Origin of the sequence: Kribbella capetownensis (assembly GCF_004331485.1) — a bacterium.
GTDB lineage: Bacteria > Actinomycetota > Actinomycetes > Propionibacteriales > Kribbellaceae > Kribbella > Kribbella capetownensis.
Map to the genome: position 1 here is coordinate 229,670 of NZ_SJKD01000007.1, position 16,202 is coordinate 245,871.

Below are 16,202 nucleotides of genomic sequence, written 5' to 3' on the forward strand. Positions count from 1 at the left end.
TACCCGCAGCTGAGCTCGGAGCTGACCTGATATTCCCGGTACTGTGGCGACCGCTATCCATGGCTCTCCGGCGAAAGGAACTAGGGTTGAGCCAGACACCGTACGGCGGGCCACCCGGCCAGAATCCGCCGTACCAGCCGCAGCCCGGCCCACCGCCGCAACCAGGTCCTTACGGACCGCCACCCGGCCAGTACGGCGGGCAGCCGCAGTACGGTCCGCCACCCGGCCAATACCCTGGGCAGCAGCAGTACGGGCAGCTCTATCCGCCGGTGTACGTGGCACCGCAGCAGGGCTTCGGCTGGGGACCCAACGCCGGCCCGCCGCGGAAGAAGTCCAAGGGCCCGGCGTTCCTGGTCCTGAGCCTGGTGGTGCTGGCCGTCGCCGGCGCGTGGATCTTCGGCATCGTCAAGAAGAACGCCGACAACAACTACACGCCACCGGTGAGCTCCGGCCGCCACACGCCGACGTCCGAGCCGACCGAGCAGCCCACCGAGGAACCGACCTCGAGTACGACGACGCAGCCGAACGGACCGTCCGACGCGGCGATCGTTGCCAAGAACAAGCTCTACACGGTCGGCCAGATGGCGCCGGTGAACTGCAAGGAGCCGAGCGTCCGGCCGAACACCGCCCGCAACGCGGAGGCGTACTGGGCCGCGATCAAGCCGTGCCTGGACAAGTCCTGGGCGCCGATGGTGGCCAAGGCCGGCTACACGTTCAAGGCTCCGCAGATGGTCTACTGGTCCGGCACGAGCGTGTCGAACCCGTGCTCCGGCGGCGCGGTCAACGTGCCGTTCTACTGCTCGGCGAACCACATGATGTACATGAAGGTCGACGTCTTCGTGAAGGCGTACAACGAGTACTCCGATCCGGAGGCGAAGGCCTACGCGCGGATGTGGTACACCCGGTCGATCGCGCACGAGTACGGCCACAGCGTCCAGAACGAGACCGGGATCCTGCAGGCCGCCAGCCGGATGCGGTACGACGCCCCGGACACCGCGAGCCAGATGCGGATGACGCGCCGGATGGAACTGCAGGCCAACTGCTTCGCCGGCGTCTTCCTGGCCGTGAACAAGCGCAGCTACCCGATCAACGGCCTGATGCTCAGCGTCTGGAACAAGTACGTCGTCACCGCCGGCGACCCGCCGGAGCAGGGCGACCACGGCAGCAAGGCCAGCCAGGCCCGCTTCATGGGCAGGTCGTTCCGCACCGGCAATCCGGCCACCTGCAACACGTTCTCGGCCTCGGCGGCCAACGTCAGCTGACGGTCAGCCCGGGTGGCGCGACCTGCCGCCAGGAGTCGGCCAGGATGTCGTGCAGTTCGCCGGCGTCCTCGAGCGCGGCGAGGCGGGCCCGAACCCAGTTCGAACCCGCCTCGTGCGGCGGAACCCAGAACTTCCCGGGTTCCGCCGCGATCAACTCTTCCCGCTCCAGCCGGGGACACCGGACCGCGAACGACGTCTGGTCGTCCGGCACCGTCACGAACATCCGCCCCGCGACGTCGAACGTCGGGTGCCCCCACCGCTGCTTCTCCACCGTCTCCGGGAAGGACAGCGCGATCCGTCGTACGTCGTCAGCGTCCAGCACGCTGACACATTAACGCTGCTTGCGGCCCGGCAGCAGGAGCGCGACGACCGCGCCGGCTGCGACGATCGCGGCACCGGTCCAGACTGCGGGAACCAGGCCGTCGGCGTACCGGACCGGCGACTCGTAGGAGCCGGCCGAAGCGAACACGGAGGCCAGTACGGCCACGCCCATCGCGACACCGACCTCACGGATGGTGTTGTTCGTCCCCGACGCCACACCGCGGTCTGCATCGGACGCGCTCGCCATCACGACGCTCGCGGCCGGTGCGAACGTCAGCCCCATCCCGACACCGGCCAGGATGAACGGCAACACCATCTCGCTGTACTGCGTCGACGCGGTGGTGATCAGAGCGAGCCAGCCGAGCGCCACCGCCAGGAAGACCTGCCCGGTCGTGATCAACGTGCGCGCACCGACCCGGTCCACGATCAGACCGGCGATCGGCGCGACCACCATCGGCGCCATCGTCCACGGCATCGTCCGTACGCCGGACTCCAGCGGGCTGTAGCCCTGCACGACCTGGAAGAACTGCGCCAGCAGGAACACGGACCCGAAGACACCGACCGAGAACGTGAACGACGTGATGTTGATGACGCTGAACGCCCGCACCGAGAACAACCGCAGTGGCAGCATCGGCGACGCGGTCCGCCGCTCCCACCCGACGAACGCGGCCAGCAATGCCACACCGGCGAACAACGAGCCCAGCACACCGGCAGAGGTCCAGCCGTCGTCAGCACCGTGCACAACGCCCCAGACGATGGACAGTACGCCGGCAGCAGCCAGGACCAACCCGAGCAGGTCGAGCCGCTTCACCGTACCCCTGGACTCGGTCAGGACGCGGGCGGCCAGCACCACTGCGACCACGCCGACCGGCACATTCAGCCAGAAGATCCATTGCCAGTTCAGACCGTCGACGACAGCTCCGCCGACGACCGGACCGACTGCGACTCCCAGTCCGGAGATGCCACCCCAGATGCCGATCGCGGCACTCCGCAACCGCTCCGGGACGGCGCCTGCCAGCAGGGTCAGCGACAACGGCATCACCGCGGCCGCACCGACGCCCTGAATCGCACGGGCACCGGTCAGCATCCACGGCTCGGTGGCCAGCGCACAGGCCGCCGAGGCGAGCGTGAAGAGGGCGATCCCGGCGAGGAAGATCCGCCGGCGCCCGAGGCGGTCGCCGATCGCGGCCGCGGTCAGCAGCAGCGCGGCGAAGGACAGCGTGTAGGCGTTCACGAACCACTGCAGGTCGGACAGTGACGCGCCGAGCTCCGACTTGATCACGGGCAGCGCGTTCGTCACGACCAGGTTGTCCAGCGTGACCATGAAGGTCGGGATCCCCACCGCGGCGAGGACCGCGCCCAGCCCGGCGCGACGGGCCCGCTGCGCGGGTGGTTCCAGCGTGGGTCCCAGCTCATCGAGAGCGGTCGACGTCATCTCGGTCTCCTAGTTGTAATTCACTGATAACAAGTTCGTGAGACCAAAGTATGCATTGACTGATAACATGTCAAGGGACGGTTGCCAGAGCGGGTGGGGTATCGACCCACCCGAGAGGAGAACCATGGCGAGCAAGATGCGACTGACCGCGGCTGAGCGAGGCGCGGAGGTGCTGGAGGCGGCTGTGCAGGCCTTCGGCGCGTCCGGGTACGAGGGGACCAAGACCGACGAGATCGCCCGGCTGGCCGGCGTCTCGCAGCCCTACGTGATCCGCCTGTTCGGCACCAAGCAGCAACTGTTCCTGGCCGCCGTACAGTCGGTCTGCGACCGGATCGAGCAGATCTTCCGCGAGGCGGCCGAGGAGTCACCCCAGCTCAGCACCCTCGGGCACAACTACGAACGGCTCCTGGCCGAGCCCGAACTGCTCCTCGTCCTGCTGCACGGCTTCTCGGCCAGCCGCGACCCGGCCATCGGCGACGCGGTCCGCGAGCGCTTCGGCCGCATCTACAGCCTCGTCCGCGAGCTGACCGGCGCCTCACCGACCGAGACCCGCGAGTTCCTCGCCACCGGCATGCTGCTCACGGTCATGTCAGCCATGCAGGTGATCGGTCCCGACGCGGCCGGCCTGCCCTGGGCCGAGGAGCTCAGGTCGACCCTGGGCGACGCGAAGTAGTCAGTCCCGGCCGAGCTTCTGCCCGGAGGCGAACCAGATCGCCACCGTCGACAGCACCAGCGCGCCCACGGTCACCAGCAACGAACCCCGCACGTCCGCTCCACGCACCACCGCGACCGCCACCGCAACCACCGGCCCGACCAGCACAGCAATTGCCCCAGGCAACAACCAGCGCCGGAGCGAGTCCGGGTGCACCCGCGCGTACGACGGGATCTGCGCGGTGAACGCGGTGGCCAGATGCACCACCAGCAAGGCGATCCCGGTCACGACCACGGTCCAGTCCACCTCGCTCGGCGCACGGAAGACCCAGCCGAGCGCGACCACGATGATGAAGACCAGCCCGGCCAGCGAGTCCGGCAGGATGACGGTTGCCACCAGCATCGGAATCGCGATCAGCGGAATCAGGTCCAGCTGATCCCACGGCTGCAGCCAAGAGATCAGCAGCGCCACGCCACCTGCGACAGCGATCACCAACCGGGCGAGGAATGCCGCCTCCCCGGCTGCCCGCAGCTGCACCAGCCACAGGCTGATCCTCTCGGCGGCGGTCATCGACGTCCTCGCTTCGCTCCGGGCGCCGATGAGACACGAGACGGACTGTGCTTGATGATGAACTCGCTCCGCTCGTTCATGACCGCATCCTCGGCGCCGCCGCGAGTCGCGAGGCGTCCCGCAGTACTTCGTCCAGCGTGCCGGCTCCATGCCACGGCACAGTCGGTACGCCGAGGTCGCCGAGCCGGTCGAGCTCGCGGCGACGCTCCAGCAACCGCAGTCGCCAGGCCAGCGGCCAGGTCCGCGCGTCGTGCTCCTCCAGGTCGATCACCGAGGCGACGTCCGGTGGCAGCGTGTCCACAGCGATCACTGTGCATCCCGAGTGCACCAGCGTCACGACGTAGCCGAGCACTGTCTGCCGGAGCAGCGGGCTGAGCACCAGCACGAGGCTGTCGGACCTGATCCGATGCCGTCTGGCCAGCTGCTGCTCGTCCTGCTGGCGGCCCTGCCGGTCGGCGTGGGTCAGTGCGTCGAGGATCCGGCGCAGGTGACCGCGACCGCTGCCGGACCGGACGCCGCGGACCGTGTTCCCGGTGTCGATCAGCCGGACGCGGTCGCCGTGGCGCAGGTAGTGCTCGGCGATCGAGGCCGCGGCACGGACTCCCGTGTCCAGGCTGCTCGACCGGCCGTCGATCCCTTCGCTGATGCCGATCTCGCCGCCGGTGTCGAGCAGGATCACCACCTCGGTGTCGCGATCGGACCAGGTCGACGTCACGTGCAGCTCGCGGGTCCGGGCCGAGACCGACCAGTTGATCCGCCGGAGCCGGTCACCGGTGCGGAACGGACGGACGCCGGCCAGTTCGGTCCCTTCACCCGGGCGCCGCGACCGGTGCAGCCCGACCAGACCGGCCGGACGCGGCATGGCGTCAACCGCTTCGAAGCCCTCGCGCAACGGCAACGTGGTCACGGACATCGCGCTGGCAGACACGACCGGGACGCGGTACGCACCCAGCATCGACGTCGCGATGACCGTCGGCCGCTCCAGCGCGCGAATCCCCCACCGCTTGGACCGCAGCCCGACCTCGAGGGTCACGGCACCTCCGGACACCGGCTCGGCGATCGCGGCCTGCGCGGGGTCGTACTGGAACCACTGCGACCGCGGCAGCGCCGCCACGATCAGGTCGATATCCGGATCGACCGTCCCGGCCACCTCCAGCCGGTACGTCGTCGCCTGACCCTCGAACAGCACGTCCGTGTCCAGTTCGGTACGCACCTCGGGGCGCTCCCGCGGACGGAAGTACCGGCCCCAGACCGCGACGAACGCCAGCGGCAAACCCAGCACGGCCGCATCCGGCCGTCGCGCCAGCACTGCGAGCACCAGCAACACCGCAGCCACGCTGACCGCGCGGATCTGCGCGTGCGTGGGCTTCCATCTCATCGGAGCGCTCCGCTCACTGCGAGGCACCCTGAGGTGCGTCCTGAGGTGCGCCGACCACGGTGGGCGGGGTCGCGACCGACCCCAGCACCGTGCGGACCACCGTCGCACCGGTCACCTCGTGCAGCCACAGCTCCGGACGAACCGTGATCCGGTGCGCGAGCGCCGGCACCGCGACCGCCTTCACATCCTCCGGTACGACGTAGTCCCGGCCCTGGATCACTGCGTACGACCGAGCGGTCAGCAGCAGCGCGAGAGAGCCACGCGGCGACGCACCGACGAGGACCTGGGAGTCGCGCCGGGTGGCAGCGGCCAGGTCGACGCAGTACTGCCCGACAGTGTCGTCAACGGTGACGGTCTCGATCGCCCGCTGCGCAGCGTGCAGACCGGCCGCGTCAGTGACTGCCTCAACGGTCTGGTCCTCCGTACGGCGGCTCATCCGGCGCCGCAGTACCTCCCACTCCTCCGCGGCGCTCGGATAGCCGAAGCCGATCCGCAGCATGAAGCGGTCGAGCTGGGCCTCGGGCAGTGGGTAGGTGCCTTCGTACTCGACCGGGTTCGCCGTCGCGAGCACGTGGAACGGGGTGGGCAGCGGGAAGGTCTGGCCCTCGACGGTGACCTGGTGTTCCTGCATCGACTCCAGCAGCGCGGCCTGCGTCTTCGGCGGGGTCCGGTTGATCTCGTCGGCGAGCAGCAACCCGGTGAAGATCGGGCCGGGCCGGAAGACGAACTCGGACTGCTTCTGGTCGTACACGAACGCACCGGTGACGTCCGAAGGCAGCAGGTCCGGAGTGAACTGCACGCGCCGGAACTCCAGTCCGAGCGCCTGCGCGAACGACCGCGCGGCCAGCGTCTTGGCGAGCCCCGGGTAGTCCTCCAGCAGCACGTGCCCACCGGCCAGGATGCCTGCGAGCACGAGCTCGAGCGCCTCGGCCTTGCCGACCACTGCCTGGCTCACCCGGTCCAGCACCTGGCGGCTCAGCTCGGACACCTCACCGAGCTTCAGCTCGCGATCAGTCACAGTTCCTCACAGGTTCTCGATGGTCTGGATCGCGTCCTCGATCTCCTCGAGGGACGCGGTGCGCTTGTCGTCGGCCGTGACCAGGGCCCACAGCCGTTCGCCGGTGATCGCGCGGGCGCGGTCCGGCTCCAGTGCGGGATCGACGCCATGACGGTGCACCAGCCGGTCGGTGGTCAGCTCGAGCAGCAGCGGGCGGATCCGGCGGGCGAAGGTCTGCGATCCCTCGCCGGCCCGGCGTTCGCGGCTCGACTCCTGCAGCCAGGTCGCCACGAACTGGGTCCGGTTGTCGGTGCTCCGGGTCCGCAGTGCGGCCAGCTTCTCGTCCTGCCGCGCCGGCCAGTTGGTCTCCAGCACCTGCGGAACGATCAGTCGCAGCGCCAGCGATCCGAACCCGATGGCCAGCGCCATCGCCACGAACCACAGCGGGCGCGGCGCCATCCCGGCCGCACTGAACGCACCGATCAGCAGCAGACTCGCCAGCACGGTGAACCCGACGTGCTGCACCAGCGCCTTGTCCAGCCGCATCGACCGAAGACGCCGTTTCTGCCCGCCACCTTGGTCACTGTTCCGTGGCGCGCTCTCGTCCAACGGAGTCCAGCGGTACGACGTCATCCGGGCACCACCTCGCCCGCCTCCTTGGCGGCCCGCGCAGATCGGACGGCGGCCAGTTCGTCACGCAGGCGCATCAGCGCAGCCCGCGCCTCGGCCCTGGCCTGCTCGGTCGACCCGTGCGTCGAGTAGCGGGCCTCGCGGTACAGCTCACCGAGCCGATTCAGCTGCGGTTCGGAGATGCCGCCGACACCCAATACCCGGACGGTGAACTCGGCCGGTGTCTCCGACTGCTCCCGAGCCAGTCCCGCGGACGCGGCCGCCTCCTCCAGAGCTACCCAGCAGGCGATGACAGCGTCGGTCGCCGTACCGGAGTCGATGCGCGCGAGGCCGGTGTCGACCGCCTCGGCCAGCCGGTCAGCCTTCATCCGCTCCCAGTCGGCGTCCGCGGTCTCGGCCTGCGGCAGCTCGACCTTGCGAAGGATCCGGTAGAGCAATCGGCCGAGTAGGAGCACGATGGCCGCGATCACCAGGTAGATCAGCGCCTGCCACAAGGCCTTCAGCCACTCGGGCATCGGCCGGTTGCCCTCGTCCTTCTTCTCCGGCGGGACGAACGGCGTGGGCGGCTGAGCCCGGTCCGTCGGAGTCAGCGTCGGCAACGGCCGGGGCGACGACCTCAGCGTGCTCTCGCTGATCGGCCGCACCGAACCACCGGCCGAGGCGAGCACCACGAATCCGGCCGCGGTGACCCCCAGGATCAGCACGACAGCCAGCGTCCACGCGCCCCGACGGTGGGTGTGCATCCAGGAAGGCTAACCGATCAGAAGCCCGTATCGAGCCACGGAAGCCGGCTCGTGGAAAACGCTTGCGCCGCGGCCTCGAGTGCACCGGCCGTGTGCTCCTGCGCCAGCCCGGCCGCACCGAGCCGGACCAACGACGGCTTGCCGAGGTAGACCGAGGCCAGATCGCGCACGTCGACGCTGAGATCGGCCGGCCGGGTCGTCGACTCGCAGGTCGCCCCGGCCGGACCGCCGGCGAGGTGCCACTTGCCCGCGTTCCAGGGCAGGAATCCGTCGGTCACCTCGAGGACGACGTCGATGTCGCGGGCGTACGTCCGGGCCGCAAGCGCCGGGGCCAGGTCGACGAATCGCAGCCAGAGACCGTCGCGGGTGATCGGCGACGGGGCCCGCTGGTCGACCAGCAGGTCCAGCAGCGGGTCGTCCGACGGCAGCGCCTCGTACCGCGTCTCGCTCAGCAGGTCCGGCTCCAGCAGGTACCGCCAGAGCGCGGCATGCGAGGCCAGGTCGACGGCATGCACACGCCGCACCTCCACGAACCCTTTCTCGGCGCGCTTGGTCCGGTAGTGCGCGAACCCGCTCAGCCCACCGCCACGCTCGGCCAGCACGCAGCGCAGCGCGGAGGCGTTGGCCGGATTGACCATCACGTTGTCGCTGACAACGAGCTCCTGCCATCGGTCGTCGTGCTCGAACATGCCGACCCGCTCGGTCGCCAGCTTGTTGCGCAGTGCCGCGGTCTCGGCCAGCGTGTCCCGCACATCGACGTACCTGATCCGGACGTCGTCGATGCCGGCCACCGGTCGAAGCTCGCGAGCAGGCTTCGGTACGACGATCTCCTGGTGGTCGCTGGCCAAGCCGTACCCGAACCGGCCGTAGATCACCGCTTCGCTCGCGGTCAGCCCGGCGAGCGGCTCGGTCCCGGCCTCGTGGATCTCGTTCAGCTGTGCCCGCATCAGGTCGCGCAGGATGCCGCGCCGGCGGTGGGTCGCGCGGACCCCGACCATGGTCACCCCGGCCATCGGCACCTGTGCGCCCGGCACCGTCATCCGGTGTGAGAACGCCGCAGTGTGCCCGACCAGTTGCTTCTCGTCGATCGCCACGATGCTCCGGTCCGGCTCCCAGACCCGCCGTTCCGCCTCGAGTTGCGCCGCACTCCACGGCGCCGAGAACGCCACGTCGATGAGCTCCAGGAGCTCGCCCCACTCACCCTCGAACCGCCCGATCTCGATCGCCATGCCCAACACCTACCAGACCCCACGAAGCACCGCCCCGCCTTTTGCCCGCGAAAAGACCGCAGGGCCAGGAATTCCCCGTGGTGACAGGAAAGTCGCGCGACTCCCGGTCTGGACTGATGAAAATCGTTTTCATATACTCAGGGCATGACCGCCCATTCGAAGACGCCGTTGTCCCTGCTGGCCGGGCTTTCCACGACACTGCGGGAACCTGTGCTGGACGCGATGCTGGACACCACCAGCGTGGCCGTGGTGGTCGACCAGGACGAGCTGTCCGGGCGGGGTGTGCTGTCCTGGCGCGTGCTGGACGCGTCCGGGCCGATCGACGCCGGCGAGTTCACCGTGGGGGACGACTGCGGGGCGTGTCAGCTGATCGAGTCGCTGCTGCCGTTGCTCGAGGCCCTGGTCGCACGGCAGCGCTGGGATCACGTCGTACTCGCGGCTCCGCCGGCGATGGAGGCACGGCCGCTCGCGGGCTCGCTCGTCGCGGCGTTGCCGGAGATCGTCGTCGACACGATCACCTGCGTGGTCGACGCCGTACTGCTGGTCGAGCAACTGTCCGGTGACGAACTCCTCGACGAGCGCGGTCTCGCACTCGGGCCGCCCGATCGCCGCAACGTCGCCGAGCTCACCGCGCGGCAGATCGAGTACGCCGACGTGTGCGTGCTCGCCAATCTGCACCGCAACGCGGCACCGGATCGGCTGTACAACCTGCTGCTGCACCTGAACCCGCGGACCACGGTGGTCGCGGCGGACCCGGCCGGCGTACCGGAAGGGCCGGTGGCGCGGACCGGGTTGTTCGAGTTCGACGCGGCCGAGGCGTGGGCCGGTGACCTGGCGTCGTCGGATCGTGTCCAGCCGAGTGGTGACGGCGTGACGACCGTGCTCTGGCGGTCCACGCGGCCGATGCATCCGTCGCGGTTGAACGACGCTCTGGAGGACATCGTGAGCGGCGTCGTCCGGAGCCGTGGCGTGGTGTGGCTGGCGAACCGTCCGACGCAGCGCGTGCGCTGGGAGTCCGCCGGGTTCAGCGCGTCGCTCGGCATGCTCGGCGAGTGGTCGGACAGCGAGCACCTGGCCGAGTGCACAGTGGTTGCGACCGGCATGGGTCTCGATCCGGCGCGGCTGCAGTCGATCCTCGACGCGTGCTTGCTGACCGAGTCCGAGCTCGCCAACCTGAACTGGAACGATCTCGACGACCCGTTCGCGGGTCTGCTGTAACTAACCCAGCAAGGGCAGGCGATCCGCGCGCGGGCCGAGCATGTCCAGGTCGTCCTCGCTCAGCGGCACCCGGCCGGTCGCCTTCAGCACGTACGTCGTCGTGTCCCAGCCGATCAGGTCCCACGCCTCCGGCCCGAACAGACCGTCCAGCGTCCGCGCAGTCACCTGCAGCGCCTCCGGATCGGGCTCGGGCGCGTCCGGCAGACCCACGGTCAGGTCGAGATGATGGACCGTTGCCTCCAGCACCAACGTGGCCACGAAGTCGGTCGCCCGCAGGACGTGACCCTGCGTCTCGATCCGCCGCCCCTTGTCCGCCAGCCCGGCCGCAGCCGCCCGGACGGCGGCCTCGGAGACTTCCCGCCAGTGCTGGACCAGCATCCCCGGCCGCCGGTACGACGCTGCGACGCCACGGACGAAGCTCGTGTCCGGATTGTCGCCGTCCATCCGCGGCGGAAAGTCCTGCCAGTACGTGACGAAATCCCGGTCCGGCCCGACCACGGCCGGGCTCGCGAACGCGATCAGCGCCCGCTCGGCGTCGTACAGCAGATGGACCAGCAGCGGCCCGACCGGCATCCCCGGGCATCTGGTCGCCAACCCGAAGTCGGCGTCACTCAGCCCCTGCACGACCTCCGTCAGCCGCCCGTACTCCCGGCCCAGCGTCGCCGCCAGCCCCAGCGGCAACGCCCCTCGCTCGGGTGCCTTCATCCCCGGCCTCCTCGGTGTGCTCCTTGAAGAAACCTAACCCGGGAGTACGCCGTGATGTTCCTACGACCGCGCGGTGTCGAGGTGCGCGGCGGCGCTGGCCTCGAGGTGACTGAGGTCCGACGCCACGGTCGCGAAGGTGTACCCCTGGCTCAGCCGGCGCCGGGCGGACTGCCCGTCCTGGGTGTGGATGCCCGCCGCGACGCCCGCCTCCTGTGCGGTCCGCGCGATCAGTGCGACCGCCTCCTCGAACGGCCCCTCGACCTCGGGGTCACCGGGGAAGCGAGCCCCGACCGACAGCCCGAGGTCCGACGGCCCGACGTAGATCCCGTCGAGGCCCGGCGTCGCGCAGATCTCGGCCACGTTCTTCAGCCCGAGCGGCGTCTCGATCATCGCCAGTACGACGGTCGCCGCGTCCGCGTCGGCCGGGACCGGCCCGATCCGCAGCGAGGCCCGCATCGGCCCGAACGACCGCACTCCGGTCGGCGGGTACTTCGCCGCCTGCACGGCCCGGGTGACGTCCTCGGAGTTGTCCACGAGCGGCACGATCACGCCGGTCGCACCCGCGTCCAGCGCCCGGCCGATCGGCGTCGGATGGTTCGCCTCGACCCGCACGATCCCAACCGTCCCGCCGCCACCAAGAGCAGCGCCCGCATCCACCGCGAGTAGTCCGTTCAAGAGCCCCTGGTACCCCAGCAGACCGTGCTGCCCATCCAGTACGACGTAGTCGTACCCGAGCCTCGCGATCCGCTCGGTGGCCACCGGTGCATCCATCACCACCCAGTAACCGATCAACTGCTCCCGGCCGCGAATCCTCTTGGCGAAATCGTTTGCGCTCACAGCTGCACCCTATCGGTCGCCTGCGCGCAAAATCGCTCGCCTGACCGATCTGTGGACGCGAGGATGGACGGCATGCCAGCCACAGAGCGCCTGCTCCACGACCTCGTCTCCGCGGCCGGACTGGCTCAGGTGCGCTCGGTCGAACCGATGCGGGGGCACGGGTTCGACCACGAGGTACTGCGCGCGACGCTGGCCGACGCACGGCAGGTCGTCCTGCGGCACCGGCAGGAGTCCCGTCCACTTCCCCTGGGCCGAGCCCGCTTCCTGGCCGACCATGACGTAGAGGCGCCGGCACTGCTCGGCGGCAACGACTTCGCAACGCTGTACGACTATGTCCCCGGCGACATGCTGTCCGCGGTGATCGACACGATGACCGACGCCAGTTGGAGATCAGTCGGTACGGCGTTCCGTCGCGTCCATGCAGTGCGCTTCCCCAGCGGTCTGTCCGGCGATTTCGGCCCCGACAGCCTGGTCCTCCGCCCGACCGATCCGGTCGAGGATCTCCACCGGCTGCTGGTCGACGCCGAGTCTCGACTCCGACCCAACCTCCCGTTCGTGCTCCCGCACCTCCCCCGCGTGCATGAGGTGATCGACGACCACGCCGAGCGGCTACGGCAGGCTCCGACCGCTCTGCTGCACGGCGATGTCTTCCTCGCCAACATCATCGTCGCCACGTCACAGACCACCCTGATCGACTGGGACCAGGCCCGCGTCGCCGATCCTGGCCAGGAGATCGCCGCCCTCGACGAGCGCATCCACCTGACCACCGGCGGCGAGCTCCCCGGCGCGTTCTTCGAGACGTACGGCCCGCGGCCGGACACCACAGCCCTGCATCGCGTGACCAACGCGATCGCCTGGTTCACGTACGGGCCGTTCGCCGGCTGGGAGATCGACCCCGACCTCGACGCCGACCGCACCCACCTGGTGACCGGCTGGCGCAACTCTCTCGTCGACTACCTCACCGGTCTCGGCGAGCGGCTGAAGGATTTCTAGACCGGCGGGACGCCGTGGCGGCGGGTGGAGAAGTGGCGATCCTTGGTCTGGGCCGCGGCGAGGCGGGCGATCAGGTCGGTGCGGAGGTCTTCCGGTTCCACGATCGCGTCGATGACGAGGTCGGCGGCGAGGCGCAGGATGTCGATGTCGGTCTCGTACTCCTCCCGCAGCCGGGACACGTACTCGACCCGTTCACCCTCGTCCGCGATCTCCTGGATCTTGTTGTAGTACACGGCGTTGATCGCCGCCTCCGGACCCATCACCGCGATCTTCGCCGTCGGCAGCGCGACGCACGCGTCCGGCGAGAAGCCGGGTCCGCACATCGCGTAGAGGCCGGCGCCGTACGCCTTGCGGACGATCACCGACACCGTCGGCACGGTCGCCTCCGACACCGCGGTGATCATCTTCGCGCCGTGCCGGATGATCCCGGCCCGCTCGACCTCGCTGCCGATCATGAACCCCGGTACGTCGCACAGGTACACCAGCGGCACGTTGAACGCATCGCACAGCCAGATGAACCGGGCAGCCTTGTCCGCCGAGTCGACGAACAGCACGCCACCCTTGACGGCCGGCTGGTTCGCCACGATCCCGACCACCTGCCCCGCCAGCAGCCCGAACCCCGTGACAAGCTCCGGCGCGTACGTCGGTTTGACCTCGAAGAAGGTGTCCGCGTCGACCAACGCGTCGATCACGTCGTGGATGTCGAACCCGACACTCTCCTCGGCCGGCACCAGGTCCCGGGTGAAGTCCCGGGCCGGCGGCGCCGCGTCGTACGACGGCGGCCGCGACTGCCAGGAACCGGGGAGGTAGGAGAAGTACGTGCGGGCCAGCTCGATCGCCTCGGTGTCGTCGGCGGCGAGCAGGTCGCCGCAACCCGAAACGCTGGTATGCATCCGGGCGCCGCCCATCTCCTCCAGCGTCACCTTCTCGCCGACCACCATCTCGGCCATCCGCGGCGAACCCAGATACATCGAGGCGTTGCCGTCGACCATGATCACCAGGTCGCAGAACGCCGGGATGTACGCACCGCCGGCCGCCGACGGGCCGAACAGGCAGCAGATCTGCGGCACCTTGCCGGACAGCGCGACCTGGTTGTGGAAGATCCGCCCGGCACCGCGACGGCCGGGGAACAGGTCCACCTGGTCGGTGATCCGCGCGCCGGCGGAGTCGATCAGCCAGAAGATCGGCAATTCGTCGCGGAGCGCGACCTCGGTGATCCGGACGATCTTCTCCACCGTCCGGGCACCCCATGACCCCGCCTTCACGGTCGGGTCGTTCGCGACGATCAGCGCCGGCCGTCCGTCGACCAGCGCGCGGCCGGTGACCACGCCGTCGGCGGGCAGGCCGGCGTTCAGGGCGTTGGCCAACTGCGCGTCCTCGACGAAGCTGCCCTCGTCGACGAGCAGCGCGATCCGGTCGCGGACGTAGAGCTTGTTCTGACTCGCGAGCTTGGCCGCGGCCTTGTCCGGCGGCGCCAGCGTCGCCTCGCGAGCGACCTTGACCTCAGTCCAGTGGTCATGCGTCATGCAGACATCATTCCACCGGGAGCCCGAGGCTCCGGGCGATCAGCATGCGCTGCACTTCCGACGTACCCTCGCCGATCTCGAGGATCTTGGCGTCGCGGTAGAAGCGGGTGACCGGGTACTCCTCCATGAAGCCGTAGCCGCCGAACACCTGGGTGGCGATCCGGGTCGCGGTCACCGCGGACTCGGTCGCGTACAGCTTCGCCACCGACGCGGCCTGCTTGAACTCCTGCACCGACGCGCCGGCGTCCTTCAACGCGGCCGCACGGTAGACGAGCAGCTCGGCCGCGTCCGCCATCACCTTGAGATCGGCGATCTGGAACGCGACGCCCTGCTTGCGCCCGATCGGCACCCCGAACGTCGTGCGCTCGCCGGCGTACCGGACCGACAGCTCCAGGCAGGCCCGGATGCAACCGAGTGCGACCGCCGCGATCGCCACCCGCCCGTCGTCGAGCGTCGCAAGGAACTGCGCGAACCCCTTGCCGCGCTCGCCCAGCAGGTTCGCCTCGGGGACCCGGCAGCCACTGAGCGACAGCGGATGCGTGTCACTCGCGTGCCAACCCAGCTTGTCGTACGCCGCCTCCGCGACGAAGCCCGGCGTACCACTCGGGACGATGATCGTGGAGATCTCCGGCTTGCCGTCCGCCTTCTCACCGGTCCGCGCGGTCACCGTCACGCAGGAGGTGATCGACGAGCCGGAGTTGGTGATGAACTGCTTCGAGCCGTCGATCACCCACTCGCCACCGTCGAGGACAGCCCGGGTCTTGGTCGCGCCGGCGTCCGAGCCGGAATCGGGCTCGGTCAGGCCGAACCCGGCCAGCTTCTGGCCGGCCACCAGCTCGGGCAGCCAGGTGGCCTTCTGCTCGTCGGTGCCGAAGGTGAGGATCGGGTTGATCCCGAGCCCGACCGCCGCCTCCAAGGTGATGCCCATCGACTGGTCGACGCGGGAGATCTCCTCGATCGCCACGCACAGGCTGGTGAAGTCACCGGCCGAGCCGCCGTACTCCTCCGGGGCGGTCAGCCCGAACAGGCCGAGCCGGCCCATCTTCTGCACGACCTCCACCGGGAAGTAGTGCTTGCGGTCCCACTCGGCCGCGTGCGGGGCGATCTCCGCCTCGGCGAAGTCGCGCACGCTGCGGCGGAACTCGCGATGCTCCTCGGACAGCTCGTACATGACGCACTCCTCTGTGCTTGACGCTTACGTAAACGTAAAGCACAGTGGGGTGCGTGCACAATAACCCGGTGCCCGCTCAGACCTGGTCGATCGCCGAACTGGCGGCCGAGTACGACGTCACCCTGCGCACGATCCGGTTCTACGAGGACCGCGGCCTGCTCACGCCCGAGCGCCGCGGCACGGTCCGCGTGTACCACTCCCGCGACAAGGTCCGCCTCGGCCTGATCCTGCGCGGCAAACGCCTCGGCTTCTCCCTCGACGAGATCGCCACCATCGTCGACATGTACGACGCCGAGCCCGGCGAGGAGGGCCAGCTCGTCTACCTCCTCGACCAGATCACCCACCGGCGCGCCGACCTCGAACAACGCCGCCGCGACATCGACGAAACACTCCAGGAACTGGCGGAAGTCGAAGCCCGCTGCCACTCCGACCTCAACTCCCTCCGCGGGCGAACCGCTCCCACTCACGAACGCCGCTGACACCCCCTCCCCTCACCCTTGCTCAGCACACCGCGCGACGGATCGAGCACGTTGGT

Annotated in this window: 17 protein-coding genes; 5 read left to right on the plus strand and 12 right to left on the minus strand. The window is 69.5% G+C overall.

Annotation, left to right across the window (positions count from 1 at the left end):
* Nucleotides 1-86: 86 nt before the first annotated feature.
* Nucleotides 87-1,262 carry a neutral zinc metallopeptidase gene (locus tag E0H75_RS29150; protein ID WP_165554101.1) on the plus strand — a complete coding sequence of 392 codons (1,176 nt, stop codon included), beginning with the start codon at nt 87-89 and terminating at the stop codon, nt 1,260-1,262.
* Here E0H75_RS29150 and E0H75_RS29155 read toward each other — a convergent pair.
* Nucleotides 1,255-1,584 (minus strand): MmcQ/YjbR family DNA-binding protein, encoded by a 330-nt coding sequence (locus E0H75_RS29155; RefSeq protein WP_131516883.1) that lies wholly within the window; start codon nt 1,582-1,584, stop codon nt 1,255-1,257. The two genes, E0H75_RS29150 and E0H75_RS29155, sit on opposite strands and share 8 nt — an antisense overlap.
* 9 nt (nt 1,585-1,593) lie before the next feature.
* Entirely contained in the window at nt 1,594-3,018 is a 1,425-nt protein-coding gene (locus E0H75_RS29160) for an MFS transporter (RefSeq protein WP_131516885.1), read from the minus strand.
* 124 nt (nt 3,019-3,142) lie between these two features.
* Between E0H75_RS29160 and E0H75_RS29165 the strand changes: the two genes are divergently transcribed.
* Nucleotides 3,143-3,691: a TetR/AcrR family transcriptional regulator gene (locus E0H75_RS29165; protein WP_131516886.1), complete on the plus strand. Its 549-nt coding sequence runs from the start codon at nt 3,143-3,145 to the stop codon at nt 3,689-3,691.
* Here E0H75_RS29165 and E0H75_RS44705 read toward each other — a convergent pair whose 3' ends face one another.
* From E0H75_RS44705 to E0H75_RS29195, 6 genes are all read right to left on the minus strand, one after another.
* Entirely contained in the window at nt 3,692-4,240 is a 549-nt protein-coding gene (locus tag E0H75_RS44705; RefSeq protein WP_131516888.1) for a hypothetical protein, read from the minus strand.
* Between the two features lie 76 nt (nt 4,241-4,316).
* On the minus strand, nt 4,317-5,618 hold the full coding sequence (locus E0H75_RS29175; RefSeq protein ID WP_131516890.1) for a DUF58 domain-containing protein: 1,302 nt from the start codon (nt 5,616-5,618) through the stop codon (nt 4,317-4,319).
* 13 nt (nt 5,619-5,631) lie between these two features.
* Nucleotides 5,632-6,636 (minus strand): AAA family ATPase, encoded by a 1,005-nt coding sequence (locus tag E0H75_RS29180; RefSeq protein ID WP_131516891.1) that lies wholly within the window; start codon nt 6,634-6,636, stop codon nt 5,632-5,634.
* A 6-nt stretch (nt 6,637-6,642) separates the two neighbouring features.
* Nucleotides 6,643-7,248: a hypothetical protein gene (locus E0H75_RS29185; RefSeq protein WP_238163339.1), complete on the minus strand. Its 606-nt coding sequence runs from the start codon at nt 7,246-7,248 to the stop codon at nt 6,643-6,645.
* On the minus strand, nt 7,245-7,988 hold the full coding sequence (locus tag E0H75_RS29190; protein WP_131516892.1) for a DUF4129 domain-containing protein: 744 nt from the start codon (nt 7,986-7,988) through the stop codon (nt 7,245-7,247). The genes E0H75_RS29185 and E0H75_RS29190 overlap by 4 nt, the downstream gene beginning before the upstream one ends.
* 17 nt (nt 7,989-8,005) lie before the next feature.
* Nucleotides 8,006-9,217, minus strand: coding sequence for a GNAT family N-acetyltransferase (locus E0H75_RS29195; protein ID WP_131516893.1), 1,212 nt, complete (start codon nt 9,215-9,217; stop codon nt 8,006-8,008).
* A 144-nt stretch (nt 9,218-9,361) separates the two neighbouring features.
* Here E0H75_RS29195 and E0H75_RS29200 point away from each other — a divergent pair, with 144 nt between their 5' ends.
* On the plus strand, nt 9,362-10,435 hold the full coding sequence (locus E0H75_RS29200; protein WP_131516894.1) for a CobW family GTP-binding protein: 1,074 nt from the start codon (nt 9,362-9,364) through the stop codon (nt 10,433-10,435).
* Here the strand turns inward: E0H75_RS29200 and E0H75_RS29205 are convergent, their stop codons facing one another.
* Together E0H75_RS29205 and E0H75_RS29210 are read right to left on the minus strand one after the other, a co-directional pair.
* Nucleotides 10,436-11,140, minus strand: a complete 705-nt coding sequence (locus E0H75_RS29205; RefSeq protein WP_131516895.1) for a maleylpyruvate isomerase N-terminal domain-containing protein — start codon at nt 11,138-11,140, stop codon at nt 10,436-10,438.
* A 60-nt stretch (nt 11,141-11,200) separates the two neighbouring features.
* Nucleotides 11,201-11,977, minus strand: coding sequence for an HpcH/HpaI aldolase family protein (locus tag E0H75_RS29210; protein WP_131516896.1), 777 nt, complete (start codon nt 11,975-11,977; stop codon nt 11,201-11,203).
* A 72-nt stretch (nt 11,978-12,049) separates the two neighbouring features.
* Here E0H75_RS29210 and E0H75_RS29215 point away from each other — a divergent pair, with 72 nt between their 5' ends.
* Nucleotides 12,050-12,970 carry an aminoglycoside phosphotransferase family protein gene (locus E0H75_RS29215; protein WP_165554102.1) on the plus strand — a complete coding sequence of 307 codons (921 nt, stop codon included), beginning with the start codon at nt 12,050-12,052 and terminating at the stop codon, nt 12,968-12,970.
* On the opposite strand, the gene E0H75_RS29220 is transcribed toward E0H75_RS29215, so the two are convergent.
* Complete coding sequence (locus E0H75_RS29220; protein ID WP_131516898.1) at nt 12,967-14,496, minus strand: acyl-CoA carboxylase subunit beta; 1,530 nt, start codon at nt 14,494-14,496, stop codon at nt 12,967-12,969. The genes E0H75_RS29215 and E0H75_RS29220 overlap by 4 nt on opposite strands.
* A 7-nt stretch (nt 14,497-14,503) precedes the next feature.
* Nucleotides 14,504-15,667: an acyl-CoA dehydrogenase family protein gene (locus tag E0H75_RS29225; RefSeq protein WP_131516899.1), complete on the minus strand. Its 1,164-nt coding sequence runs from the start codon at nt 15,665-15,667 to the stop codon at nt 14,504-14,506.
* A gap of 68 nt (nt 15,668-15,735) precedes the next feature.
* Here E0H75_RS29225 and E0H75_RS29230 point away from each other — a divergent pair, with 68 nt between their 5' ends.
* Nucleotides 15,736-16,146 carry a MerR family transcriptional regulator gene (locus tag E0H75_RS29230; RefSeq protein ID WP_131516900.1) on the plus strand — a complete coding sequence of 137 codons (411 nt, stop codon included), beginning with the start codon at nt 15,736-15,738 and terminating at the stop codon, nt 16,144-16,146.
* Nucleotides 16,147-16,202: the final 56 nt, after the last annotated feature.